The sequence below is a fragment of the Streptococcus sp. 3.1 genome (genome assembly GCF_016648915.1).
Classification (GTDB): domain Bacteria; phylum Bacillota; class Bacilli; order Lactobacillales; family Streptococcaceae; genus Streptococcus; species Streptococcus salivarius_E.
Genome location: NZ_JACLQV010000001.1, coordinates 1 through 25,100, shown reverse-complemented (window position 1 = coordinate 25,100; position 25,100 = coordinate 1). Strand labels below are relative to the sequence as shown.

The 25,100-nt window shown below is 37.6% G+C and carries 24 protein-coding genes; 23 read left to right on the top strand and 1 reads right to left on the bottom strand.

The window, feature by feature from the left end; genetic code table 11:
• Positions 1 to 97 precede the first annotated feature (97 nt).
• The 5 genes from H7U02_RS00120 (at position 98) to H7U02_RS00100 (ending at position 3,812) form a co-directional block, all read left to right on the top strand.
• Positions 98 to 544, top strand: coding sequence for a dUTP diphosphatase (locus tag H7U02_RS00120; protein WP_002886985.1), 447 nt, complete (start codon positions 98 to 100; stop codon positions 542 to 544).
• A 9-nt stretch (positions 545 to 553) separates the two neighbouring features.
• Positions 554 to 1,006: an isochorismatase family protein gene (locus tag H7U02_RS00115; protein WP_110980830.1), complete on the top strand. Its 453-nt coding sequence runs from the start codon at positions 554 to 556 to the stop codon at positions 1,004 to 1,006.
• A gap of 11 nt (positions 1,007 to 1,017) precedes the next feature.
• Complete coding sequence (radA, locus tag H7U02_RS00110) at positions 1,018 to 2,379, top strand: DNA repair protein RadA (RefSeq protein WP_110980829.1); 1,362 nt, start codon at positions 1,018 to 1,020, stop codon at positions 2,377 to 2,379.
• A gap of 88 nt (positions 2,380 to 2,467) precedes the next feature.
• On the top strand, positions 2,468 to 3,163 hold the full coding sequence (locus H7U02_RS00105; RefSeq protein ID WP_037598509.1) for a TIGR00266 family protein: 696 nt from the start codon (positions 2,468 to 2,470) through the stop codon (positions 3,161 to 3,163).
• A 151-nt stretch (positions 3,164 to 3,314) separates the two neighbouring features.
• Positions 3,315 to 3,812, top strand: coding sequence for a beta-class carbonic anhydrase (locus H7U02_RS00100; protein WP_002885818.1), 498 nt, complete (start codon positions 3,315 to 3,317; stop codon positions 3,810 to 3,812).
• A gap of 95 nt (positions 3,813 to 3,907) precedes the next feature.
• Here H7U02_RS00100 and H7U02_RS00095 read toward each other — a convergent pair whose 3' ends face one another.
• The gene (locus H7U02_RS00095) at positions 3,908 to 4,261 is read right to left on the bottom strand and encodes a DUF3397 domain-containing protein (RefSeq protein WP_037600084.1); all 354 of its coding nucleotides are present in this window, start codon (positions 4,259 to 4,261) and stop codon (positions 3,908 to 3,910) included.
• Positions 4,262 to 4,432: 171 nt separating this feature from the next.
• On the opposite strand from H7U02_RS00095, the gene rplK reads away from it, so the two are divergent.
• The 18 genes from rplK (at position 4,433) to tgt (ending at position 24,798) form a co-directional block, all read left to right on the top strand.
• Complete coding sequence (gene rplK / locus H7U02_RS00090) at positions 4,433 to 4,858, top strand: 50S ribosomal protein L11 (RefSeq protein WP_002885648.1); 426 nt, start codon at positions 4,433 to 4,435, stop codon at positions 4,856 to 4,858.
• A 99-nt stretch (positions 4,859 to 4,957) separates the two neighbouring features.
• Positions 4,958 to 5,647, top strand: coding sequence for a 50S ribosomal protein L1 (rplA, locus tag H7U02_RS00085; RefSeq protein WP_037598508.1), 690 nt, complete (start codon positions 4,958 to 4,960; stop codon positions 5,645 to 5,647).
• 181 nt (positions 5,648 to 5,828) lie between these two features.
• Positions 5,829 to 7,799 carry a peptide ABC transporter substrate-binding protein gene (locus tag H7U02_RS00080; protein WP_110980824.1) on the top strand — a complete coding sequence of 657 codons (1,971 nt, stop codon included), beginning with the start codon at positions 5,829 to 5,831 and terminating at the stop codon, positions 7,797 to 7,799.
• A gap of 236 nt (positions 7,800 to 8,035) precedes the next feature.
• Positions 8,036 to 9,490: a glutamate--tRNA ligase gene (gene gltX / locus H7U02_RS00075; protein WP_073950622.1), complete on the top strand. Its 1,455-nt coding sequence runs from the start codon at positions 8,036 to 8,038 to the stop codon at positions 9,488 to 9,490.
• Positions 9,491 to 9,942: 452 nt separating this feature from the next.
• Positions 9,943 to 11,250: a GHKL domain-containing protein gene (locus H7U02_RS00070; RefSeq protein ID WP_037600068.1), complete on the top strand. Its 1,308-nt coding sequence runs from the start codon at positions 9,943 to 9,945 to the stop codon at positions 11,248 to 11,250.
• A 55-nt stretch (positions 11,251 to 11,305) separates the two neighbouring features.
• The gene (locus H7U02_RS00065) at positions 11,306 to 12,196 is read left to right on the top strand and encodes a hypothetical protein (RefSeq protein WP_002891966.1); all 891 of its coding nucleotides are present in this window, start codon (positions 11,306 to 11,308) and stop codon (positions 12,194 to 12,196) included.
• Positions 12,197 to 12,217: 21 nt separating this feature from the next.
• Positions 12,218 to 13,498 (top strand): hypothetical protein, encoded by a 1,281-nt coding sequence (locus H7U02_RS00060; RefSeq protein WP_201042569.1) that lies wholly within the window; start codon positions 12,218 to 12,220, stop codon positions 13,496 to 13,498.
• Between the two features lie 23 nt (positions 13,499 to 13,521).
• Positions 13,522 to 14,838 carry a GHKL domain-containing protein gene (locus tag H7U02_RS00055; RefSeq protein WP_201042568.1) on the top strand — a complete coding sequence of 439 codons (1,317 nt, stop codon included), beginning with the start codon at positions 13,522 to 13,524 and terminating at the stop codon, positions 14,836 to 14,838.
• A 1-nt stretch (position 14,839) separates the two neighbouring features.
• Complete coding sequence (locus H7U02_RS00050) at positions 14,840 to 15,583, top strand: response regulator transcription factor (protein WP_002885796.1); 744 nt, start codon at positions 14,840 to 14,842, stop codon at positions 15,581 to 15,583.
• A gap of 944 nt (positions 15,584 to 16,527) precedes the next feature.
• Positions 16,528 to 17,727 (top strand): argininosuccinate synthase, encoded by a 1,200-nt coding sequence (locus tag H7U02_RS00045; protein WP_002885646.1) that lies wholly within the window; start codon positions 16,528 to 16,530, stop codon positions 17,725 to 17,727.
• Positions 17,728 to 18,053: 326 nt separating this feature from the next.
• Entirely contained in the window at positions 18,054 to 19,439 is a 1,386-nt protein-coding gene (gene argH, locus H7U02_RS00040; protein WP_037600057.1) for an argininosuccinate lyase, read from the top strand.
• Positions 19,440 to 19,523: 84 nt separating this feature from the next.
• Positions 19,524 to 19,859, top strand: a complete 336-nt coding sequence (rnpA, locus tag H7U02_RS00035; RefSeq protein ID WP_002891957.1) for a ribonuclease P protein component — start codon at positions 19,524 to 19,526, stop codon at positions 19,857 to 19,859.
• A 114-nt stretch (positions 19,860 to 19,973) separates the two neighbouring features.
• The gene (locus H7U02_RS00030; protein ID WP_064523431.1) at positions 19,974 to 20,780 is read left to right on the top strand and encodes a membrane protein insertase YidC; all 807 of its coding nucleotides are present in this window, start codon (positions 19,974 to 19,976) and stop codon (positions 20,778 to 20,780) included.
• A gap of 11 nt (positions 20,781 to 20,791) precedes the next feature.
• Positions 20,792 to 21,835, top strand: coding sequence for an RNA-binding cell elongation regulator Jag/EloR (gene jag / locus H7U02_RS00025; RefSeq protein WP_110980826.1), 1,044 nt, complete (start codon positions 20,792 to 20,794; stop codon positions 21,833 to 21,835).
• Between the two features lie 129 nt (positions 21,836 to 21,964).
• Positions 21,965 to 22,561 carry a TetR/AcrR family transcriptional regulator gene (locus H7U02_RS00020; RefSeq protein WP_073690050.1) on the top strand — a complete coding sequence of 199 codons (597 nt, stop codon included), beginning with the start codon at positions 21,965 to 21,967 and terminating at the stop codon, positions 22,559 to 22,561.
• Positions 22,558 to 23,121 (top strand): NAD(P)H-dependent oxidoreductase, encoded by a 564-nt coding sequence (locus H7U02_RS00015; protein WP_073690051.1) that lies wholly within the window; start codon positions 22,558 to 22,560, stop codon positions 23,119 to 23,121. Before H7U02_RS00020 ends, H7U02_RS00015 begins: the two co-directional genes overlap by 4 nt.
• A gap of 195 nt (positions 23,122 to 23,316) precedes the next feature.
• Positions 23,317 to 23,451: a 50S ribosomal protein L34 gene (rpmH, locus tag H7U02_RS00010; RefSeq protein ID WP_002885866.1), complete on the top strand. Its 135-nt coding sequence runs from the start codon at positions 23,317 to 23,319 to the stop codon at positions 23,449 to 23,451.
• Between the two features lie 204 nt (positions 23,452 to 23,655).
• Entirely contained in the window at positions 23,656 to 24,798 is a 1,143-nt protein-coding gene (tgt, locus tag H7U02_RS00005) for a tRNA guanosine(34) transglycosylase Tgt (protein WP_037600045.1), read from the top strand.
• The last annotated feature ends 302 nt before the right edge of the window (positions 24,799 to 25,100 follow it).

Below are 25,100 nucleotides of genomic sequence, written 5' to 3'. Positions count from 1 at the left end.
ATTTCGAATAGATTATAATAGGATAGATTTAAAAGTCTGAAGCTAGCATGGCTAGTTTTACAAGAATTAATTTATAGATGTATCGAAAGGAAAAATAATGACAAAAATTCGTGGATTTGAACTTGTATCAACCTATACCAATCAGGACTTGCTTCCAAAACGGGAGACAGCCCATGCAGCTGGTTACGACTTAAAGGTGGCAGAGCGCACAGTGATTGCACCAGGAGAAATCGTCCTCGTCCCAACTGGGGTCAAGGCTTATATGCAAGCGGGTGAGGTGCTTTATCTTTATGATCGTTCTTCTAATCCTCGCAAAAAAGGTCTGGTCTTGATCAACTCTGTGGGGGTTATTGATGGCGATTACTATGGAAATCCAGGGAATGAGGGTCACATCTTCGCCCAGATGAAAAATATTACTGATCAGCCCGTGACTCTTGAAGTCGGCGAACGCATCGTTCAAGGTGTCTTTATGCCCTTCTTAATTGTAGATGGAGATGAAGCTGACGGTGTTCGTACAGGTGGTTTCGGATCGACAGGGAAATAGAGAAAGAATATGGCAGACTATTTATTAGTTGTAGATATGCAGTCAGATTATGTTGCTGTAGGAAAAGCATATCATGAAGAACTGACTGCAGCTGTAAATGACAAAATTGCTAGCTATCCCAGCGACCGGGTTATCTATATTCTCAATCGTTTTTTCTGGGAGAGAAAAGATAGAAAGAAGAAATTTGCGACCGGCTTGCTGCTTGTATCTTCTCGTATCTTTGAGAAGCGTCGGGCTTCTTGCTTTACTAATCCAGATTTAAAAGATTTTTTAGAGGGAGACGGTGCTAAAAGCATAGAGTTTATAGGGGTAGATGGCAATGGCTGTGTTAAGGCTTCCGTTTTGGCAGCTGTCAAGGAGAATTATCAGGTTTCTGTCGATTTGTCCGCTGTCGGAGTTGCCAACCAGAAGAAATTTAAAAAAACATTGCATAAGTGGCATTCTGTCGGAGTAATCGTATAAGGAGAATTATCATAGCAAAGAAAAAATCAACTTTTGTTTGTCGAGAATGTGGCTACAATTCACCCAAATATCTAGGGCGCTGTCCCAACTGTTCTTCTTGGTCCTCTTTTGAAGAAGAGGTTGAGGTGCAGGAGGTGAAAAATGCCCGTGTCAGTTTGACGGGTGAAAAGTCTAAACCAACTAAATTAAAAGAAGTATCCTCAATCAATTATGCTCGCATAAAGACTGACATGGATGAGTTTAACCGTGTTTTAGGTGGCGGTGTGGTTCCGGGTAGTTTGGTTCTTATTGGAGGAGATCCAGGAATAGGGAAATCAACCCTCCTCTTACAGGTGTCAACGCAACTGGCTAACAAGGGTACGGTCCTCTATGTATCTGGAGAAGAATCTGCCGAGCAAATCAAATTGCGGAGTGAACGTTTAGGTGATATTGATAACGAATTTTATCTGTATGCTGAGACCAATATGCAAGCCGTTCGCAGTCAAGTAGAGGTCATAAAACCCGATTTCCTCATTATCGACTCTATTCAGACCATCATGAGTCCAGAGATTTCTGGCGTTCAAGGTTCTGTATCTCAGGTTCGTGAAGTCACTGCTGAACTCATGCAGATTGCCAAAACCAATAACATTGCCACATTTATTGTTGGGCATGTGACCAAGGAGGGACAGCTGGCTGGACCACGTATGTTGGAACACATGGTAGATACGGTACTCTATTTTGAGGGGGAACGTCATCACACCTTCCGTATTTTACGAGCAGTCAAAAACCGTTTTGGTTCAACCAATGAGATTGGGATTTTTGAGATGCAGTCTGGTGGTTTGGTAGAAGTGCTAAACCCTAGCCAGGTTTTCTTAGAGGAACGCCTAGACGGTGCCACAGGTTCTGCCATTGTTGTGACAATGGAAGGTAGCAGACCTATCTTAGCTGAAGTTCAAGCCTTGGTGACACCAACCGTCTTTGGTAATGCCAAGCGGACAACGACGGGACTGGACTTTAACCGTGTCAGCCTCATTATGGCTGTTTTAGAGAAACGTTGTGGCCTTCTTCTCCAAAATCAAGATGCCTATCTCAAATCGGCTGGTGGTGTCAAATTGGACGAGCCAGCTATTGACCTTGCTGTAGCCGTTGCGATTGCTTCTAGTTACAAGGAGCTTCCAACCAATCCACAAGAAGCTTTCATAGGAGAAATTGGGTTGACTGGAGAGATTCGCCGAGTAACTCGCATTGAACAGCGTATTAATGAGGCTGCTAAATTAGGTTTTACTAAGATTTATGCTCCTAAAAATTCGCTTCATGGCATGAAGATTCCAGAAGGTATCCAGATCATTGGGGTCACGACGGTAGGAGAAGTACTCAAAAAAGTTTTTTCTTAAAAAAATGCCTCAAAGCCAGAATTTGGAAGCGCTTGCAAAAATACCTGTTCGATGCTATACTTTTCTTAAGAATAGGGAGGTATTTATTATGCAATTTTTTACAGACAGCAACATGCAGTTCCCTTTAGTAGAGTTATCTCTTAATCAAGGTGAAACAGTCTTTATCCAGCGTGGCAGTATGGTATATCACACACCGAATGTGACACTGAGTACCAAATTAAATGCCAGTGGATCAGGTTTAGGTCGCTTTGTAAAAGCAGTTGGGCGTTCAATGGTTTCGGGCGAAAGTAGCTTTATTACTCAGGTTGTCTCGCAGTCCAATAATGGCTATATAGCCTTGGCCCCTGATTCTCCAGGTCAAGTGATTCCACTTTATTTAGGTGAAAAACAGTACCGACTCAACGACGGTGCCTTTCTAGCACTTGATGGCACAGCTTACTATACAATGGAGCTCCAGTCTGTTGGTAAGGCTCTTTTTGGTGGTCAGGGTGGTTTCTTTGTAATGACTACCCAAGGCCAAGGAACTCTCTTGGCAAATGCTTACGGCTCTATTAAAAAAATTGAGCTAAACAATCAAGAAGTGACTATTGATAATGCTCATGTCGTTGCCTGGAGTCAGACACTTGATTATAATATTCACCTGGAAAATGGTTTCTGGCAGTCTATTGGGACAGGAGAGGGTGTTGTTAATACCTTTAGAGGAACAGGTGAAATTTATGTTCAAAGTCTCAATCTTCAAACCTTTGCAGGCTTGCTTAATAGATACTTGCCAAAACGTTCATAATATAAATTGAAGGAGGATGGATGCTTGTTAGCATTTATTCTCCTTTTTTATGTTGCGGACTCAATAGCTGACAAGTTAATAAAAAGATGATAAGATAGTGTGTAAATAATTTGATAGTCAAATTATTTTCTTCATTAGAAAGTGAGTTATTATGTCTTATTTTGAAAACTTTCTCAATGCCAACAAAGCCTATGTTGACCTCCACGGGACAGCCCATCTTCCCTTGAAACCAAAGACTAAGGTGGCTATTGTGACTTGTATGGATTCACGCCTTCACGTTGCTCAGGCCTTGGGGTTGGCCCTAGGTGACGCTCATATTTTGCGTAATGCGGGTGGTCGTGTGACGGAAGATATGATTCGTTCTTTGGTCATTTCTCAACAACAGATGGGGACACGAGAAATCGTAGTTCTTCACCATACAGATTGTGGTGCTCAGACCTTTAAGAACGATGAGTTTACCGCCTATCTCAATAAAGAACTTGGTGTTGATGTTTCTGATCAAGATTTTCTTCCATTCACAGATGTGGAAGAGAGTGTTCGTGAAGATATGGCCATTCTTCGTCAGTCACCGCTTATCCCTGAGGATGTTATCATCTCCGGTGCGGTTTATGATGTAGATACTGGCCGAATGACTCAAGTTCACCCCTAATACCGAAAAGTTAAGCAGGCATGGTTGCCTGCTTTTTTCATGGTTGGATATAAAAAAACTCAGCACAAAATAAATTTGCTGAGTTAAGCTGGTTTTTAAGAAACGATAAAAATGAGAATCACAGTCCCTAAATAGAAAAGACTGGTGATAAAAAAGCTGATACGCCAGAATAACTTAAGAAAACGTTTAAACTTGAAGGATTGTGTTTTTCTTAGCATCTGAATCGTGATAATGATAGCCGCCAAGGATAATAAAATGGTGATGTAAGGCAAAAAGCTATGGGTAAAGAAACGGGCTGACACAGCAACTATCTCAATAAAATAAAGAGGGAAGGTAAGGTCAGCAAAATTAAGCCCGAGGTATTTTAAACTGAAGAAGCGGTGGATAATAAAAGCAAAGATAGGTGTTAGAATCAAAAATGCTATAGCAAAGAATTTATATAGAATCATAAGTCTATTTTACCTCGAAAAGCCCTTTATGTAAATTTTTTCCTAAACTTAATAAGAAATTCTTGCATCTAAAAAGAATTTCTGTATAATAGATAAGGTATGTAAAAACATACTTGTGGGAGGTAACAAAACTTACTTACCGCCAAAACCACAATAGGAGGAAATTACAAAATGGCTAAAAAAGTCGAAAACATCGTAAAACTTCAGATTCCTGCTGGTAAAGCGACTCCAGCTCCACCAGTTGGACCAGCTCTTGGTCAAGCCGGAATCAACATCATGGGATTCACTAAAGAGTTTAACGCTCGTACAGCTGACCAAGCTGGTATGATCATCCCAGTTGTTATCTCTGTGTATGAAGATAAATCATTTGATTTCATCACTAAAACACCACCAGCTGCTGTTCTTTTGAAAAAAGCTGCAGGTGTTGAAAAAGGTTCAGGTACTCCAAACTCAGTTAAAGTTGCTTCAGTAACTCGTGCACAAGTACAAGAAATTGCTGAAACTAAAATGCCTGACTTGAACGCTGCAAACATCGAATCAGCTATGCGTATGATCGAAGGTACTGCACGTTCAATGGGATTCACTGTTACTGACTAATTCAGTTAACAAGAAAACCACAGACGTCGTCTCACTTCGCTGAGTGACGTGGAAGATGAAAGTCGTTATGACCACATTACACAAGGAGAAATAATTAACATGGCTAAAAAAAGCAAACAAATGCGTGCTGCTCTTGAGAAAATCGACAGCACAAAAGCTTACAGCGTAGAAGAAGCTGTAGCTCTTGCACAAGAAACTAACTTCGCAAAATTTGATGCTACTGTTGAAGTATCATACAACCTTAACATCGACGTTAAGAAAGCTGACCAACAAATCCGTGGAGCAATGGTATTGCCAAACGGTACTGGTAAAACTCAACGCGTTCTTGTATTTGCTCGTGGTGCTAAAGCTGAAGAAGCTAAAGCAGCAGGTGCTGACTTCGTTGGTGAAGACGAACTCGTTGCTAAAATCAACGGTGGATGGCTTGACTTTGACGTTGTTGTTGCAACACCAGACATGATGGCAATCGTTGGTCGTCTTGGACGTGTCCTTGGACCACGTAACTTGATGCCAAACCCTAAAACTGGTACAGTAACTATGGACGTTGCTAAAGCAGTTGAAGAGTCTAAAGGTGGTAAAATCACTTACCGTGCTGATAAAGCAGGTAACGTACAAGCTATCATCGGTAAAGTTTCATTCGAAACTGAAAAATTGGTTGAAAACTTCAAAGCATTTAACGATGCAATCCAAAAAGCTAAACCAGCTACAGCGAAAGGTGCTTACATCACAAACCTTTCAATTACTACTACACAAGGTGCTGGTATCAAAGTTGATCCTAACTCATTGTAAGAGTAGTAAAGGGCCTATCTTCGGATAGGCTTTTTTCTTGCTCTAAACACGAAATTTGAGTAGAAAATAAAAAATATTCAGAAAGTAGTGTTGCTTTTTCGAATTTATGGTATAATTTAAACGTATACACATAATTATTGATTTTTGAATTTTTTACGTTGCAAATTTAAGGAGGCAATGAATGAAAAAGAGTAAGGTATTTTTACTGGCAGCCGTAGGCCTGTTATCTGTAGGTGTTTTAACGGCTTGCTCGTCATCAAGTAAGACGTCTGGTAAGACTTATAATTATGTCTACGGTGGCGATCCTGCAACCCTAGACTATGTTTCTACAAATAAGAAAAATATGACGACAGCCGTTAGTAACGGTGTTGATGGTTTGTTTGAAAATGATCAATACGGGAATCTAAAACCTTCTGTCGCTGAAAACTGGTCTGTTTCTCAAGATGGTTTGACCTATACTTACAAGATTCGTAAGGATATCAAATGGTACACTTCAGACGGCGAAGAATATGCCAATGTAACAGCTAAAGACTTTGTGACAGGACTTAAGCATGCTGCGGATACAAATTCTGAAGCGATTTATTTGCTACAAAACTCAGTTAAGGGCTTGAATGATTACCTTTCAGGTGCCAACAAGGACTTTTCAAATGTAGGTATCAAGGCTATTGATGATTACACCTTGCAATATACGCTTAGTCAACCAGAACCTTATTGGAATTCAAAATTGACCTACTCTGTTACTTGGCCTGTTAATGGAGAATTCTTGAAATCTAAAGGTAAAGACTTTGGTAAGTCAACAGATCCGACTTCTATTCTCTATAACGGTCCATACCTTCTTAAATCTTTGACAACGAAATCATCTATTGAGTTCACCAAGAATGAAAACTATTGGGATAAGGATAATGTCTACTTTGATACAGTTAAATTGACTTATGATGATGGTACAGACCAAGAATCCTTGGAACGTAACTTCACAGATGGAGTCTATAACTTAGCTCGTCTATACCCAACTAGTTCAAACTATTCTAAAGTTGAAAAACAGTACAAAGACAATATTTTCTATACACAACCTGGAGCAGCTGTAGAAGGTGTCGGTATTAATATCGATCGTCAAACTTATGGTCATACATCTAAAGAAAATGACCAGCAAAAGACATCAACTAAGACAGCTCTTCTTAACAAAGATTTCCGTCAAGCATTAGGTTTTGCTATTGACCGTACGAATTATGCTGCACAACTTAACGGTAAAGAGGGTGGTAGTACTGCCGTTCGTAATATCTATGTTAAACCAGACTTTGTTCAAGCAGATGGTAAAGATTTCGGAACTATGGTAATGGATCAATTACCAAGCTATGGTGATGAGTGGTCTGGTGTGAATCTTGCAGATAGTCAAGATGGTCTTTATAATCCAGAAAAAGCTAAGGCTGAATTTGCTAAAGCTAAAGAAGCTCTTCAAGCAGAAGGGGTTCAGTTCCCAATCCATTTGGATGTTCCTGTCAATCAGTCAAATAAAATCTTTGTGAATCAAGTGCAGTCACTTAAACAATCTATTGAATCCGCTCTTGGAAAAGATAATGTTGTACTTGATCTTCACCAATTGTCAACTGATGATTTCTATAATATTACCTACTCTGCTTCAAATGCAGCTGCAGAGGATTGGGACTTGTCAGTAGGTGTGGCTTGGGAGCCTGATTACCTTGATCCATCAACTTATCTTGATGTCTTGAAGACTACAAATAGTGAAAATACTAAATCTTTCATGGGCTATGACGATCCAAATAGTCAAGCGGTTCAAAAAGTAGGTCTTAAAGAATATGACCAATTGGTTGATGATGCTTCTAAGGAAACAACAGACTTGACGGCTCGTTATGAAAAATATGCAAAAGCTCAGGCATGGTTGACAGATAGTGCCCTCTATCTTCCAACGACTACTTATAACGGAGCAGCCGCTGTAATTTCTCGTATTAAGCCATTCTCAGGAGCATATGCTCAAGCCGGTGATAAAGGTTCTACATACTACTTCAAGTATCTTAAATCTCAAGATGATATTGTAACTAAGAAACAATACGACTCAGCTTATAAAGATTGGCTTAAAGAAAGAGCAAAATCTAATGACAAAGCTCAAAAAGATCTTGCCAAACACGTTAAGTAATCTATCGAAAACGTCTACCTTTAGGTAGTCGTTTTTTTGACAAAATTTCTCGAACCACCCCTAGATTGTGATATAATAAAAAAGATTGGTACTCGCTTCTAGATTTTTATTTGGAAAGTTTGGGGGATAGAGTTGCCTACTGGTACTTATCGTCTTAAGGTTGTTCCAAAGGGAAGGACTTTAGGCTTAATAGGTATCCAAAGACTGAAGAATGAAACATAAAAAGGAGATTTATCTTGGCTAAAGATATCCGCGTTCGTTACGCACCAAGTCCAACAGGGCTTCTACACATTGGTAATGCTCGTACAGCATTGTTTAACTACCTTTATGCACGTCATCATGGTGGTACATTCATTATCCGTATTGAAGATACTGACCGTAAACGTCACGTTGAAGATGGTGAGCGTTCACAGCTTGATAACTTGCGTTGGTTGGGAATTGACTGGGATGAAAGTCCTGAAACACACGAAAACTATCGTCAATCAGAGCGTTTGCCACTTTACCAAAAATATATTGATCAACTTTTGGCAGAAGGTAAAGCCTATAAGTCATATGTAACTGAAGAAGAGTTGGCTGCGGAGCGCGAACGTCAAGAAGCGGCAGGTGAAACTCCTCGTTACATTAACGAGTTCCTTGGTATGACTGAAGAAGAAAAAGCTGCCTATATCGCAGAACGTGAAGCGGCAGGTGTTGTACCTACAGTTCGTTTGGCAGTTAATGAGTCAGGAATTTATAAATGGCATGATATCGTTAAGGGAGATATCGAATTTGAAGGTGGTAATATCGGTGGTGATTGGGTTATCCAGAAGAAAGATGGTTACCCAACTTACAACTTTGCGGTAGTTGTTGATGACCACGATATGCAAATCTCACACGTTATCCGTGGAGATGACCATATTGCCAATACACCAAAACAACTCATGGTTTATGAAGCTCTTGGCTGGGAAGCACCTGAGTTTGGACACATGACCCTTATCATCAATTCTGAAACTGGTAAGAAGTTGTCTAAACGTGATACTAACACCCTTCAGTTTATCGAAGACTATCGTAAAAAAGGTTACCTTCCAGAAGCAGTCTTTAACTTCATTGCTCTTCTTGGTTGGAATCCTGGCGGTGAAGACGAAATCTTTTCTCGTGAAGAACTCATTAAACTTTTTGATGAAAACCGTCTAAGCAAGTCACCGGCGGCCTTTGATCAGAAGAAATTGGATTGGATGAGTAACGACTACATTAAGAATGCAGATTTCGATAAAGTCTTTGCTCTTTGCAAACCTTTCTTGGAAGAAGCTGGTCGTTTAACAGATAAAGCTGAAAAATTAGTGGAGCTCTACAAACCACAAATGACAGCTGCGGAAGAAATTGTCCCTCTTACAGATCTCTTCTTTGAAGATTTTCCAGAATTGACAGAGGCTGAAAAAGAAGTTATGGCTGGTGAAACAGTACCAACAGTACTTGAGGCTTTTAAAGCCAAACTCGAAGCTATGTCTGATGATGAGTTTGTTGTTGAAAACATTTTCCCTCAGATTAAGGCTGTTCAAAAAGAAACAGGAATCAAAGGGAAAAACCTTTTCATGCCAATCCGTATTGCTGTTTCAGGAGAAATGCACGGTCCAGAATTGCCAGACACTATTTTCTTGCTCGGTCGTGAAAAATCAATCAAACATATTGATCAAGTTCTTGCAACGCTATAAAAACAAACCCAACAATTGTTGGGTTTTCGAATGCACATAAGTGATGTGTCAATGATTATATGATTATTGATAAGACTGCATTTGTAATATAATGATGATATTTCGTAATCATATCATCATTTTCAAAACTTTAAATTAGTTTTATAATAGATTGGTAATAAAAATTAGGGAGGAGTGAGCATTATGAGAAGATTTGGTTGGTATTTCTACTACGTTATTGGCATGTACCCATAAAAAGAGGTAATGAGTCAGTTAAAGAGCTTAGTTTTTCTAAGCTCTTTTTTATGTTTATGAAGAGTAAGGGATATGTGGGGTCGTCTGATGTTAGATTGTTCTGAATCAGGAAAAAATAGCTTTATATTTTTAGCTTTTTCTAATAGGAGTGACGCTAAATTATATATTTATGTTACAATAAAGTAGGTTGATTTTGAAAGGAAGGGGGGAGTCTAGAGATGATCGTTTTATTTACGGTTCTACGTCTATTGGCTATTTTAATTGTTAGTCACGATATGTCAGGTTTGCTCAAAACTTGGAAGAGTAAATGCTGGTTTATCGCAGGGAGTCTCTTGCTCTCTCTATTTGTTGGAGGCATTACAGGGTCGCTCTTAGCACTTTTGTTCTGCTATCTTTTCTTAAATAAAATATCAAGTAGTGAAAAGAATTCTTTTCTTTTCACCTTTTTGCCGTGGGTTTTTGTTGAAGTCACCTCGAAACTGCTTCAACTTTACTTTTTCCCATGGATTTTTCAAATTAATTATTTACAGGTCAAGGACACCCCAGTACTTATTGCTTTGTCTTATCTCTTGATTTACCCAATTTTTCATCTGATTGTCAAAGTATTCTTTATTGACTTTGGTGCTCTCAATGTTATGGGAAATAACCATACTTACCAAGTTAGGCAACGCTTATTGGTTGGGGTTACTCTGGCTTATATTGTTTTATCTTTAATTATTTTCTATGCCAGTAACATCTTTCCTTACACAGGCCTCTTTATTTATTTAGCAGGCAGTATTACGATTGTTTACTCCATTCTCTTTATTTTGCTCTTTGCTCAGCTTAATATCTATTCTAAGAGAAGAGTGAAAAACCAGTTGGCCGAAGAAATGGCTAGACATGAGGAAAGTTTAGAGGAATATAGCCACCGTTTAGAAAATCTCTATAATGATATTTCTCAGGTGAAGAAGGATTATCTTGAAGGACTTAAGACAATGGAGGTTAGTATCCAACGTCGAGACTTACCTGCTTTGAAACAAGAGTATGCAGAGCTTTTAGAGAAATCTGGAAATAGCTTAACTTTGTCAAATTATGAATTGTCACGTTTGATTAACTTAGAAATCACGTCTCTCAAGAGTCTCTTTTCTGCTAAAGTGCTTGAGGCAGAGAACTTAGGAATTAAGGTCAATTTGGAGTTACCAGATGTTATATCGTCAACTCAGATAGAGGCCTTAGATTTGGTTGTGATTTCTTCTGTCTTCTTAAACAATGCTATTGAGTCGGCAGTGGATTCTGAAAATCCTACTTTAACCATATCCTTCTTTAAAAATCAAGGTTATCTTATCTTGGTTATTGATAATACAACCAGAGAAGAACGTATTCCTGTGTCAAGGATTTTTGATGAAGGGGTTTCTAGCAAAGGTGAAGGCCGAGGACTTGGTTTGTCTAAGGTCGCAGATATACTTAATCGCTATCCAAAAGTAAATCTTGAGACTCGTAGTTGTGACCATCATTTTACCCAGGTCCTCTCTTTTCAGGATAATTGATAAATCAAAGATAATATTTGTGGAGGATAAGGGAAAATAGAAAGGGGAAAAGCATATGCAACTTGCGATTGATGGCCTTATTGCTTTGGTTGTTGTCGTTTCACATCTTGTGATTTTAGCTAGAATGGCTTATCTAGATGTTTTTACTTACCGTTATATTCCTTATGTAATCGTAGTAACTGCCGTTAAGTGGTTAGCCAAGGTTCTATGGCAAATTGATATTCCAGATGCAATCTATCTCCTAGTCTTTATTTTTCTTGAAAAACCTCAGGCTTTACGAGAAGAAAAGTATTTTTATGCTTTCTTTGCCCCTGTCTTTTGGACCCTGATTACAAGTTTCTTTAGTTTTTATCTTTTCCGAGTTTTCTTTAATAAGCCGGTTGAGTTGGTTCCAAACCATTTAGGAATCTTGGCTGTAGATAGTGTTGTCCTTCCTTTCTTTCTAGGCTTGCAAAAAATGTTTGGTTTAGATAGCTTTTTTAAGGAACCATATCAGGACTTGCAGGATAAATATAAGAGCATGCTTTTGCAAGTTGATCATATTTTAATTATCAGTTATCTGCTTATCCTCTTTAAACAGGAGATATTCTCCTTGCTCCTGAGTCAGACCTACCTCCCGGGTTACCCTCAAATTTATATTTGGGTTGGTTTTCTTATACACATGTATATTCTTGTTCGTTTTGTTTCCTACGGTAAAGATGTTCGTGATAGTAAAATTCTTAGAGAACAAGAGGAGCATTTGAGGAGTCTGGAAGCTTATAATGAAAAAATCGAAACTGCCTATAAGAGTGTACGTTCGTTTAAACATGATTATGAAAACATACTCATTAGTATGCAGACAAGTATTGATAGTGGGGATTTTGACCTTATTGAACAAACCTATCAAGATATTTTGAAAAAGGCAGGTCAAGAACTCATTGAAGAAGATGACGAAAATGTCTCTTGAGTATAAACAGGAAATATTATCATGAACTTACAGCTTTGGACCATGGTATCCCTTGAAAATAGTATTATTCAGATTATTAGTTTTCATATTACCTGGTTTATTTATAAAAAACTAACAAGGAGCACATTAGCTTACTGGAAAGTATTTTGTCTAAGTCTCTTAGGTATAGTGGTATCACTTGGTAAGGGTGATGGCTTCTATTATCAAGTTGTTATCTTTTTAGCTTTGGCCTTAAAGGAACGTCGGGAACATCGTTTGACGCTCTGGGCAAGCCTCTTTTTTGGAGCTTTCTCGGTTATTTTTACAGATTTATTTGCGACTTTTACTCCATATTATGTATTCAATAATCTGTTTACAAATATGACTTTGAGTGAGATTCAAGAAAACTTCTTCCTCAAATTGTTATCGTTTGTACTGATTTATCCATTCTTTCTCTATATCAATTACCTTTCCAGTTCAGATGTTGATAAGGTCAAGGAATTGATTTATTCACGTGGTCGTGAACGTCTGTTGATAGCCGTTGATCTGACCTTTGCACTCTACATTACTTGTAGTACTCTTTTGGTATCAACAGGTAGTGATGTGGGAGGGCCAATTTTTATTGCAATGGCAGTTTATCTCCTAATGGTAACAACCTTGAACCGCTATTCTCATAAATTTGTCAGAGAACGTAGTAAGGAAGCTGTGGAGACTTATGTCTATAACTTGGAAGTCTATAATAAACATATTGAGGATCTTTTTACAAAAGTAAAACCTATTGAAAAAGATTTTGAGAGTCTTTTGGTAGCTCTTGAGACTCCATTGGCTAAAAATCAATTATCAGAGGTTTTATCCGTTTATCATGAGCATTTGAATCATCTTAAACTTGATAATTTGGACTTAAATGATAAGTTGGCTCCTCTGTTTGAGATTCCTTATCCGGTATTAAGAAGTTGGATTGTAAACCAAATCATTCCTTTGGAACAAAAAGGTATCACCGTTAGGTTGGATGTCAATGTTGATGCTTATCCTAACAATTTAAATATTGCAGTTCTTATTGGAGTTTTAGAACGTTGCATGAACTTAGCTGAAAAACTTTGGGCCAAGGAGCCGGAGACAGATATTGGTTTCCTTATTCAACAGAATGAGGATGGTAATCTCAGCTTTATTCTTGAGAATACCAATCAGGAAGCTGATCCGAAACTCGATGATAGTCTGGCTATTAGTCGTGATTTTGCCCAGTTTTGCTGGTCAAACGGTATCGGTTTAACAAATAAAAAAGAATTATTTAAAACCTATCAAATTGTCACGGTAGGACTATAATCGTAGAAAGGAGAGGGACAACTATGCTGGGTAACATCCTATTTCAAATTTTGATGTTTGTCATCATTTGGGATATCTACTTACGTATTGGTGGACAAAACACTAATCTTAAAAATCGTATACTTTATTTGTTATTTGATGTTGCTCTATGCATTTGGGGACAACTCATTGGACGCTATATAGGCATAGTACCTCCCTTAGTAGCCATTGTAACATTGACATTTAGTTACCAATTGAATAAAAGTGTCACCTCTGTAGAGCGCTTTTTTCTAGGTTTTTACCCGGTGGTACTAGTCGATTTGGCAAGACGTTTTTTGGCTACCTTCTTCTTTCCACCGATACTTGGTATAACTGTTGACACTTTAAACACTAATATTTGGTGGTCTATGGTACCACTTTCCTTCGTCATGTTGACGGTCAGAATAGTAGATTTTATTTTACGTCTAGATTTTACAGATATCTTGAAAGTTGCTGCCCAACAAGAAAAAAAGAACCGTCTGGGTTTGGTCAACATGCTTCTTTTACTTTATTATTTAGTTATCTTTTTAGTGTCGACATTTGATACTTATTTCCCAGAGTTACATCTTGAGAGTAGATTTAGGTTGCCATTAGTAATGGGATATCTCTATTTACTCCTCTTTGTACTTGGTGCTGTAAACCAGTTTGCTAAGGAAAAAATAGAGCAGGATTTAGCGATGAAGCAAGCCAACTATCTTGATGATTTGAAGCGTGAGAATACCAGGGTAGAAGGTTTGTATAGAGACTTGATGCATGTTCGCTCTAACTATAATTTCCTACTTAATAATCTGAGAGATATCGAAAGAACAGGGGATATTCGTTCTTATAAAAAAGATTTGGTTGATCTTTATGTCAATCGAGATCAGCATAGTTTTTCAACTCAGGTCACAGATTTGGATAATATCCAAAATCCAAGTATTCATAGTCTACTTTCATCAAAATATCATGAAGCTCAGATGCATCGCCTCAATATTCATGCAGAGATTCCAGATCCAGTGATTCATAACTATCTAACTGATTTAGATTTAGCTGTTGTTTTGGGTCACCTCATGGATAATGCTATTGATGGTGCTCGTAAAGCCAGTGAAGGTTTTATTAGTCTGGCCTATTTTGATGAAGAGGATTGCCAGAGTTTTATTATTGAAAGTACAATTGCAGAAGAGCAAGTGCCACTTTCAATGATGAGTACCCAGCTTTCTCATCCTGAGGGTGGTATAGGTGTTAATGCTGTTCAAGATATTTTGGAACGTTATCCGAACACGTCCTTCTCTGTCCGTAGTCAGAATCATAAAATGATGCAAATACTAGAAATGAGGCCCTAATATGAATATATACATTTTAGAAGATGACTTAATGCAGCAAACACGTATTAGTGACATCATCAGAGAATTGGTTTCAGAGGGCACGTTTTCCGTACGAAAACTTGAAGTTTTTTCTAAACCTCACAAACTATTGTCCAGTATCAATGAAAAGGGCAACCATCAGGTTTTCCTTTTAGATATCGATATTGATGGTGAGCGAAAGAAGGGGCTAGAAGTTGCCTCAGAAATTCGTCAACAAGATGCTAATGCAGTTATTATTTTTGTAACAACTCACTCAGAGTTTGCACCGATTAGTTTTAAATACAAGGTTTCTGCACTAGATTTCATTGATAAGACAGTTTCTAATGCAGAGTTCAAACAACAACTAAAACAAACATTGACTTTTGTGAACCAAAAAGTTGGAGATGTGGATGATGATGAGATTTTTGTGTTTGAAACCGCTCAGTCTCGGATCCAAGTCCCTATGAGAGATATTTATTATTTTGCGACTGCTGTGACACCTCATAAGGTGATGCTGATTACCAAAACAGAGCGTTTGGAGTTTTATGCCAATCTTGGAGATATTACTTCGGTAAATAAAAAACTCTTTTCTTGTCATCGCTCATTTTTAGTTAATTTGGATAACATATCTCGTATTGATAAGACTCAGTTGATGATTTACTTTGAAAATGGTGATTCTTGTCCAGTTTCACGTTTGAAAATGAAGGCTCTGCTTAAAAAATGGTCAGAGGTAAAAGAACATTAGTCATCGACTAATGTTCTTTTTAGTCTAAAAAAGCATGTGTTTATTTCATAGGTGATTGATTATCTTATAAGTGAACAAATTCTGTAAAAACACAAAATAGATGTCCTTTAGTGATGAAATTTAGAGATTTATAAAAAAATGACTAAAAAAAATGCAGTTCAGGATGAAAAAACGACATTCTATGAAATCGTATAGACAATTAAATTGAAAAAAGTTAATATATAATCAAGATATGTGATTCGGAAATGAGACATCGTCAATCTTATTGAAATCTACATACACTTTATGAAAATAAATAATGTACTTTTATATAACTTTTTCCTAATCCCCATTTTTTATTGGCCGCTCGTCCAATTACATATCTTTTTTATAGAAATTAATAGGCTTGAGAAATCAAGCCGTTTTTTTGTTTTTAAGGGCATTAGTGCAGATTAGGATAAAAAATACATTCTGTGAGTGAAATTCGACATTTTAGGAAATCAAGATATACATTTGGGGATTGCATGCTATAATGTAATCAAGGTTAGAGAGCAAGAAGAATGTATGGTTTAAGTTAGTCCCTTAAACATAATAATTTCCCTCATTCATTCTATCTAAAATTGCTGTTGTGTTCTCTACCGATGATGCTGTTGTTCAAAAGGTCTGTACTTTGTACAGGCCTTTTGGCATTTTAGAAGATAACTAGTTAAAGATGCTTTTGAATCTATTGGTATAGTTTCAAAAGTGTTTTTTTATTTTTCATCACCTCTTGCATAAAATTGAATAAAAATTAAGAATTAAGCACTTTTTAGGTCAAAAGAATAAGTAAAAACAAATAAAAACTAAATAAATATAAAAAAATAACAAAAAAGTGTTGACAAGTGAATAAATATGCAATATAATTAATCTCGTAAGGTTGATAGAGATAGCAACCACAAGAAAATATAAGAAAAGAGAAAAATACTATGTCAAAAGAGAAAGTTATTCTTGCCTATTCGGGAGGTCTTGATACCTCAGTCGCTATTACATGGCTTAAAAAAGATTATGATGTTATTGCTGTTTGTATGGATGTCGGTGAAGGTAAAGATCTTGAGTTTATCCATGACAAAGCTTTGACAGTTGGAGCTGTCGAGTCATACGTGCTTGATGTTAAAGATGAGTTTGCTGAAGATTATGTGCTTCCAGCACTTCAAGCTCACGCTTACTATGAACAAAAATATCCTTTGGTTTCAGCGCTTAGTCGTCCAATTATTGCTAAAAAATTGGTTGAGATTGCTCATAAAACAGGAGCAACGACTATCGCTCACGGTTGTACTGGTAAAGGTAATGACCAAGTTCGTTTCGAAGTTGCGATTGCTGCCCTAGACCCAAGTCTTAAAGTAGTGGCGCCAGTACGTGAATGGAAATGGTCTCGTGAGGAAGAAATTGAGTATGCTAAGGCTAATGGTGTTCCAGTTCCAGCAGACCTTGATAATCCTTACTCAGTCGATCAAAACCTTTGGGGACGTGCCAACGAGTGTGGTGTTCTTGAAAATCCTTGGAATCAAGCTCCAGAAGAAGCTTTTGGGATTACCAATTCACCAGAGTCTGCGCCAGATGAAGCTGAATATGTCGATGTAACCTTTAAAGAAGGGAAACCAGTTGCTCTTAACGGTAAAGAAATGAAATTGGCTGACCTTATCCAAGAAATGAATGTTATTGCTGGTAAGCATGGCGTCGGACGTATCGACCACGTTGAGAACCGTCTTGTAGGTATCAAATCTCGTGAAATTTATGAATGTCCAGGAGCTATCGCCCTTTTGACAGCTCATAAAGAAATTGAGGACTTAACTTTGGTACGTGAGGTTTCTCACTTTAAACCAATTCTTGAAAATGAATTGTCAAACCTTATCTACAATGCTTTGTGGTTTAGCCCAGCAACACAAGCTATCATTGCTTATATTAAGGAAACACAAAAAGTTGTTAATGGTATCGCTAAAGTTAAGCTTTACAAAGGGCATGCTCAAGTAGTAGCACGTCAATCAGCTAATTCATTGTATGATGAAAACTTGGCTACTTACACATCAGCAGACAGCTTTGATCAGGATGCTGCAATTGGATTTATCAAGCTTTGGGGTCTTCCAACTCAGGTTAATTCACAAGTTAACCATCCATTTGACAATTAATGACAGATTACATAAGAAAAGTAGGCTATTAGAAGAAAAACGCTTCTTATCAGATAAAAGTGGACAGAGAGCCACATCTGATACTCTTTTCTTATAACTTATATTATTATCGTTAAGGCGTTCTGAGAGGCGTCACGAGCCTAAATAAACTACGACAGAGATCTGGTTTTAGGAAAACAAGTGTCCAGAGAGACAAATTAAGCTAGACAAATACTATCTAGCTTTTTTCATTTAAGTTATTGTGACCAAAGAGGTCGTTGCTTGTTATAAGTATTAAGAAAGGATGGAAGATTATCTCAGTGTAGGGAAATCTTCAAAATAAAACTATGGCAGAAAATCATAAACTATGGGGCGGTCGGTTCGAAGCTAGTCTTGAAAAATGGGTAGAAGAATTTGGTGCTTCAATCTCCTTTGACCAAAAGATGGCAGAGTTTGATTTGAAAGGATCTATTGCCCATGTTACGATGCTTGGTGAGACAGGGATTATTACCAAAGAGGAAGCATTGCAAATTAAACAGGGCTTGGAAGAACTGCTTGAGGAATATAAGGCTGGTAAACTAGAATTTGATGTTTCCAATGAAGATATCCATATGAATATGGAGAGCCTTTTAACAGCTAAAATTGGACCAGTAGCGGGAAAACTTCATACAGCACGTTCACGTAACGACCAAGTGGCAACGGATATGCACTTGTATCTGAAAGCTAAATTAGTGGAAGTTATTGAGAAGCTTGATAATTTACGTGGTACTTTAGTCAACCTAGCAGACAAACATACCTACACAATTATGCCAGGCTACACCCACTTGCAGCATGCACAACCGATTTCTTTTGGTCACCACTTGATGGCTTATTACAACATGTTTACACGTGATGCCGAACGTTTTGAATTTAATATCAAGCATACGGATATTTCTCCACTTGGAGCTGCTGCACTGGCAGGAACAACTTTCCCAATTGATCGTAATATGACATCTGACTTAATGGGCTTCGCAAATCCATATAGCAATTCCTTGGATGCTGTTTCTGATCGTGACTTTATTCTCGAATTCTTGTCAAACTCAAGTATTCTAATGATGCATATGACACGTATTTGTGAAGAAATCATTAACTGGTGTTCTAACGAGTTTAAGTTTGTGACTCTATCAGATACTTTTTCAACAGGCTCTTCCATTATGCCTCAAAAGAAAAACCCAGATATGGCAGAACTAATTCGTGGAAAATCAGGTCGTGTCTATGGCAATCTGATTGGATTATTGACTGTGATGAAGTCATTACCTTTAGCCTACAATAAAGATCTCCAAGAAGATAAAGAAGGTATGTTTGATACGGTAGAAACGATTACTGTTGCTATTGATATTCTCGCAGGTATGCTCAATACAATGACTGTTAACGACAAGCATATGGCAGAATCAACAGAGAAAGATTTTTCAAATGCTACAGAGTTGGCTGATTATCTTGCGTCTAAAGGACTTCCATTCCGTGAAGCACATGAGATTGTTGGAAAACTTGTCCTTGAGTGTACCAAAGCTGGTTATTATCTTCAGGATGTTCCTCTCGAACGTTATCAAGAAGTTTCGGATTTAATTGAAGAGGACATCTATGAGACGCTTAAATCTCATACAGCTGTTGAACGTCGTCATTCCCTTGGTGGAACTGGTTTTGACCAGGTTAAATGGCAAATCAAAGAAGCTCAAAAAGCTCTAAAAAAATAAGTCTCTAAGGCCCTAACCATAAGGTTTTGGGCTTTTTTGCTATTTATGATATAATAGTACTAATTTTGAGTTTGGAGTCGTATTTTGAAAAAATCTTATCGCGTTAAGAAAGAGAAAGACTTTAAAGCATTATTTGATGCGGGACACAGTGTTGCTAATCGAAAATTTGTTGTCTACTGTCTGGATCGTGATCTACCTCATTTTAGAGTAGGTTTGTCGGTCAGTAAGCGTCTTGGTAATGCGGTTACTCGGAATCGGGTAAAACGTCGTCTACGACATGCACTGATGGACATGTCATCTCAGTTAGAACATCAAGATTTTGTCGTTATTGCTCGTAAAGGTGTCGAAGACTTAAGTTATCAAGACATTTATAGCAATCTCGTTCATGTCTTAAAAATAGCAAAGTTATATAAGGACTAGAAAATTATTTTGCTTCTTTACATTGTAGGATAAACTAAGATCATTCCTGATTTTTGAGATAGTCTTAATGAATGGAAGCAAGCAGTTCTTTATCGTATTAAAAAGGAGTTTTTAGTGAAGAAAAAACTTAATTTATCTGTTTTAGGTGCAGGAGTTCTCTTACTTTTGTCCGCATGTGGACGAAGTGATGTTACAAGTCATTCTACAGGCCTTTGGGAACGTCTCATTTTAATGTTTGGGAAGGCTATTCAAGGGCTCTCATTCGGAGGTTCCATTGGATTAGGGATTATCATTTTCACGATCTTAATTCGTGCGGTAATGATTCCTCTTTATAATCGCCAAATTAAGTCAAGCCGTGAACTACAAGAGTTGCAGCCAGAGTTACGTCGCTTGCAGAGTGAGTATCCTGGACGCGAGAATCGTGAAGCTCTTGCTTATGCACAACAAGATCTTTATAAAGAGCATGGTGTAAATCCTTACGCAAGCTTTGTTCCTCTCTTGATTCAATTTCCTATTTTGATGGCTCTTTATGGAGCACTCACGCGAGTGCCAGAATTGCGAGAAGGAACATTCCTCTGGGTTGACCTAGGTCAGAAAGACCCTTACTTTATTCTTCCGATTTTGGCGGCTGCTTTCACCTTCCTTTCAACTTGGTTGACCAATAAGGCAGCTAAAGATCGTAGTGCAATGCTTCTTGTTATGAATATCATGCTTCCAATCTTTATTTTCTGGTTTGGAACTCAGATTTCTTCAGGGGTAGCACTTTATTGGGCGGTTTCAAACGCCTTCCAAGTTATTCAGATTTTGGTTTTTAATAATCCGTTTAAAATCATCGAAGAGCGTAATCGTTTGGAAGCGGAAGAAAAAGAACGTAAAGCTAAGATTCGTCGTGCCAAGAAAAAGGCGCATAAACGTAAATAAGGAGGCTTATTATGGTTGTCTATTCTGGACGAACAGTCGAACAAGCTATTGAAAAAGGTTTGAAAGATCTTAATTTACCCCGTATGAAGGCTCATATTAAGGTTATTTCTCGTGAGAAAAAAGGTTTTTTAGGGTTCGGAAAGAAGCCAGCTCGAGTTAGCGTTGAACCAATAAATGAAAAGATAGCTCATGAAGCAGATCAAAACACCGTTAAAGTGGCTCCTGATGCTATAAAACAATTCGACGATTCTGTCGCAAGTCCAAAAGACGAAACGATTGCTTTCAATAAAGTGACAAAACTCGTTACGGTTTCAGATAATAAGGAAATTACACAAGAAAACTTAAAGCAACCAGTGTCTACAGAGCACCTTGGTGAAGAGCTGCTAGATAATAAACAGGAGCAACCAAAGGCAACAATTATTCCTCTATCTGTTAAACGTGAGTCATCAGAAGAGGATGCTACAGAATTTATGGCAAGTTCGCTTGAACCTCAACTAGAATCAATCGCTAAAGTTCAGACTTTGGAAACTCCAGAAGGAGATTTCAGTGATTTTGTGGCATCTGAGTTTAGTTCGGATGATTCTTCTGAAAATAATTTAGAAGATATTCAAGCAGCTGCAGATGATGTTTTATCTTATCTCGAAAAAATTATCTATGAAATGGATGTTGATGCTAGCCTAGAGGTTAGTCACAATCGTCGCAATATTATCATTCAGATTGAAACAGACCAGCCTGGTCGTGTTATCGGTTATCATGGCAAGGTTCTCAAGTCTTTACAACTTTTAGCGCAAAATTATTTGCACGATTGTCATTCTAAACGCTTTAGTGTTGTTCTTAATGTTCGTGATTATTTGGAGCAGCGCACAGAGACTTTGATTGATTTAGCAGAAAAAACAGCAGCTAAAGTAAAAGAAACAGGCCGAGAGTATGTTATGGATCCAATGACGAATAGCGAACGAAAAATTATCCATAAGGCACTTTCTCAAATTGAAGGGGTTGAAAGTCACTCGGAAGGGGACGATCCTAATCGTTACGTTGTTGTGACAAAAGTATAATTAGAATAGCGTTATTGCTTACAGAAACTAGTCTTAATTGAAGGCTAGTTTTTTTGACAATCAAAAGTAGACGGTGTATACTTTAATAAAAAGTAATCGCTGTCTACTAATATGCAAATAGGAGTCAAAATGAAACGTAATACTGCTGAATTGAAGGAAAAGTTAATCACAACTGGAATTGAGGAGATAAGAATAAGAGGGATTGATCAACTATCTATCCGAACGGTGGCTCAAAGATGCGGGATCACCCATGGAGCACCCTATAAGCACTTTGAAAATAAGGGTGTATATCTTCAGGTAGTTTTAGAGCGTTTATCCGAGATCTTTTTGAAGTATCTGACACAAGGAATAGACTCTCCTCTTGATGTAAGGGATCACTTAGTATTAATGGGGTGTAATTTTGTGGAATTTGCTCAAAAAGAAACAAACAGTTTTGAGGCCTTATTTATTAAGTTTCCTTTCAATTATATGGAACTAACCCAGAACAGTATCTCTGTTAATGCCCATTTACCAGGATTTGAGCACTTTAAGAGTGTGGTTTTGAAGCTAAAAAGTGAAATGAACATTTCTGGTAGTGAGACAGAAATATTAGTTCATATCTGGAGTTTTATTACTGGATTAGCTGTTTTGGTAAGGAGTCCTATTGGTGATAATTTCAATAGTAACACTATTAAAGAGACTGTTAGTACTATGTTAGACATCTACGTTAAAGGAGCTAAACAATGAAAACTTTAATTATCTACGCACATCCAAACGACAAGGGGTACAATGCCTCTATACTAGAGACAGTCAAGGAGAATTTATCGTCTAAACATGAGTTAAAGGTTCTAGATTTGTATAAAGAGCGGTTCGATCCTGTTTTACGCTTTGATACAACGCATAGGAGAAGAGACTTAGCGCACGATGTAGCTATGAAAGACTATCGAGATTTAATAATTTGGGCAGATCAGTTGATTTTTATTTTTCCAATTTGGTGGAGTGGAATGCCGGCTATCTTGAAAGGATTTATTGAACGCGTCTTTGTTGCTGGTTTTGCCTATGAAAATACACCCCGTGGATTGGATGGTTATCTGACTGGGAAAGCTTGGATTATTACAACCCACAATACACCGAAAATTATTCTACCTTTAGTTCAAGATTATAGCAAAGTTCTAAAATTTCAAGTCCTAAAACCTTGTGGTATTAAATCAGTCAAAGTTACCCAGGTTTCACCTGTTGAGTATATGGGTGACCATAAGCGAAAAGAGGTGCTCAAGAAAATAGCTAAAATAGCAAGAACGTTATGAGCAAGCGATGATATAGGGATAGTAATGTGGTCTACAATTATCACCAGCCTAAGGGTTTCAAAGATATAATAAAATTAATATCTAAGTAATTCTTGACAAGATTAAGCTATTGCTATAAAATAGTATGGTATGTTTAGTAACTGATCAAAAATAGCCGGCTAAACGAATACGAAAATCTATCAGGAGGTATTCAACGTGAAACGTACTTATCAACCAAGTAAAATCCGTCGTCAACGTAAACACGGATTCCGTCACCGTATGTCAACTAAAAATGGACGTCGTGTTCTTGCAGCTCGTCGTCGTAAAGGACGTAAAGTTCTTTCAGCTTAAGACATTATTGAAAGCAACAGTGCTCGAGACTGTTGTTTTTTTGTTTGCTATGAATGTTAGTGTTGATGTTTGATGCTATTCATCGAGAGTTTGAAAATATAGAGCTGACAATTCTTGTAATTTTTGATAAACTAAAGCGGTTGTGTATAATGACCACTGACTAAAAAATACTTAGGACTGTTTTTCCTAATGTAAGGAGTATAAATGACTGATTTTCCTATTAAATATCGTCTTATAAAGAAAGAAAAACACACAGGAGCACGCCTGGGGGAAATTATCACGCCTCATGGGACCTTTCCAACGCCGATGTTTATGCCTGTAGGCACCCAAGCTACAGTAAAAACGCAATCTCCTGAAGAATTAAAACAGATGGGTTCAGGGATTATTTTGGCCAATACCTATCATTTATGGCTAAGACCTGGTGATGAGCTCGTTGCTAAAGCTGGAGGACTCCATAAATTCATGAATTGGGACCAAGCGATTCTTACAGATAGCGGTGGTTTCCAAGTTTATTCATTGGCAGAAAAACGCAATATTTCTGAAGAAGGTGTAACATTTAAAAATCACCTTAATGGAAGTAAGATGTTTTTATCTCCTGAAAAAGCGATCTCGATTCAGAACAATCTCGGTTCAGATATTATGATGAGCTTTGACGAATGTCCTCAATTTTACCAACCATACGATTATGTGAAAAATTCTATTGAACGGACAAGTCGTTGGGCAGAACGAGGGCTAAAAGCACACCGTCGCCCACATGATCAAGGCCTATTTGGAATTGTGCAGGGAGCAGGTTTTGAAGACCTTCGTAGACAATCTGCACAGGATTTGGTTTCTATGGATTTTCCAGGTTATTCAATTGGAGGTCTTGCGGTTGGAGAAACTCATGAAGAGATGAATGCGGTTCTAGACTTTACTGTACCTTTGCTTCCTGAGAATAAACCACGTTATCTTATGGGTGTAGGAGCACCAGATAGTTTAATTGATGGTGTTATCCGTGGCGTTGATATGTATGATTGTGTTCTTCCAACTCGAATTGCTCGAAACGGAACTTGTATGACGAGTCAAGGGCGTCTCGTGGTTAAAAATGCGGCGTATGCAGAAGATTTTAGCCCTATAGATCCTGAGTGTGATTGTTATACATGTAAGAATTACACACGTGCTTATGTGAGACATTTGTTGAAAGCAGATGAAACGTTTGGAATTCGCCTGACAAGTTACCATAATCTCTACTTCTTGGTAAATTTAATGGCCAAGGTACGACAAGCTATTATAGATGACAATTTACTTGAGTTTCGCCAAGATTTCATTGAAAAATATGGTTATAATGCAAGTAAAAGAAATTTTTAAATAATTTATTTAGCAGTACATGATTGTACTGCTTTATTTTTTTCAAAAACCCTATTGACAAGAACTAAATTGGGTGTTAGAATATAAAAGTTGTCTTAACAGACTTGCCACAAACTTGAAAAGGTTCCAAAACTTTAAAAAAGTTATTGACAAGATAAGTCAGAGATGATATTATAAATAAGCTGTTTCGGAAGAGACGGCGAACACGAGAAGTGAAAAAACTTCAAAAAAAGTGTTGACAAGCTATTCTAGATTTGCTAGAATATAGGAGTTGTCTTAAGAGAGACAAAGACCTTTGAAAA

Bases quoted from the DNA above. Each gene is read 5' to 3' on its own strand.
- H7U02_RS00015 (WP_073690051.1), top strand. From the start codon at position 22,558: ATGAAAACTTTAATTATCTACGCACATCCAAACGACAAGGGGTACAAT.
- H7U02_RS00080 (WP_110980824.1), top strand. From the start codon at position 5,829: ATGAAAAAGAGTAAGGTATTTTTACTGGCAGCCGTAGGCCTGTTATCT.
- H7U02_RS00105 (WP_037598509.1), top strand. From the start codon at position 2,468: ATGCAATTTTTTACAGACAGCAACATGCAGTTCCCTTTAGTAGAGTTA.
- H7U02_RS00045 (WP_002885646.1), top strand. From the start codon at position 16,528: ATGTCAAAAGAGAAAGTTATTCTTGCCTATTCGGGAGGTCTTGATACC.
- jag (WP_110980826.1), top strand. From the start codon at position 20,792: ATGGTTGTCTATTCTGGACGAACAGTCGAACAAGCTATTGAAAAAGGT.
- H7U02_RS00060 (WP_201042569.1), top strand. From the start codon at position 12,218: ATGAACTTACAGCTTTGGACCATGGTATCCCTTGAAAATAGTATTATT.
- H7U02_RS00095 (WP_037600084.1), bottom strand. From the start codon at position 4,261: ATGATTCTATATAAATTCTTTGCTATAGCATTTTTGATTCTAACACCT.
- H7U02_RS00115 (WP_110980830.1), top strand. From the start codon at position 554: ATGGCAGACTATTTATTAGTTGTAGATATGCAGTCAGATTATGTTGCT.
- H7U02_RS00050 (WP_002885796.1), top strand. From the start codon at position 14,840: ATGAATATATACATTTTAGAAGATGACTTAATGCAGCAAACACGTATT.
- rplK (WP_002885648.1), top strand. From the start codon at position 4,433: ATGGCTAAAAAAGTCGAAAACATCGTAAAACTTCAGATTCCTGCTGGT.
- H7U02_RS00100 (WP_002885818.1), top strand. From the start codon at position 3,315: ATGTCTTATTTTGAAAACTTTCTCAATGCCAACAAAGCCTATGTTGAC.
- H7U02_RS00055 (WP_201042568.1), top strand. From the start codon at position 13,522: ATGCTGGGTAACATCCTATTTCAAATTTTGATGTTTGTCATCATTTGG.
- tgt (WP_037600045.1), top strand. From the start codon at position 23,656: ATGACTGATTTTCCTATTAAATATCGTCTTATAAAGAAAGAAAAACAC.
- H7U02_RS00065 (WP_002891966.1), top strand. From the start codon at position 11,306: ATGCAACTTGCGATTGATGGCCTTATTGCTTTGGTTGTTGTCGTTTCA.
- H7U02_RS00070 (WP_037600068.1), top strand. From the start codon at position 9,943: ATGATCGTTTTATTTACGGTTCTACGTCTATTGGCTATTTTAATTGTT.
- argH (WP_037600057.1), top strand. From the start codon at position 18,054: ATGGCAGAAAATCATAAACTATGGGGCGGTCGGTTCGAAGCTAGTCTT.
- H7U02_RS00020 (WP_073690050.1), top strand. From the start codon at position 21,965: ATGAAACGTAATACTGCTGAATTGAAGGAAAAGTTAATCACAACTGGA.
- rplA (WP_037598508.1), top strand. From the start codon at position 4,958: ATGGCTAAAAAAAGCAAACAAATGCGTGCTGCTCTTGAGAAAATCGAC.
- H7U02_RS00120 (WP_002886985.1), top strand. From the start codon at position 98: ATGACAAAAATTCGTGGATTTGAACTTGTATCAACCTATACCAATCAG.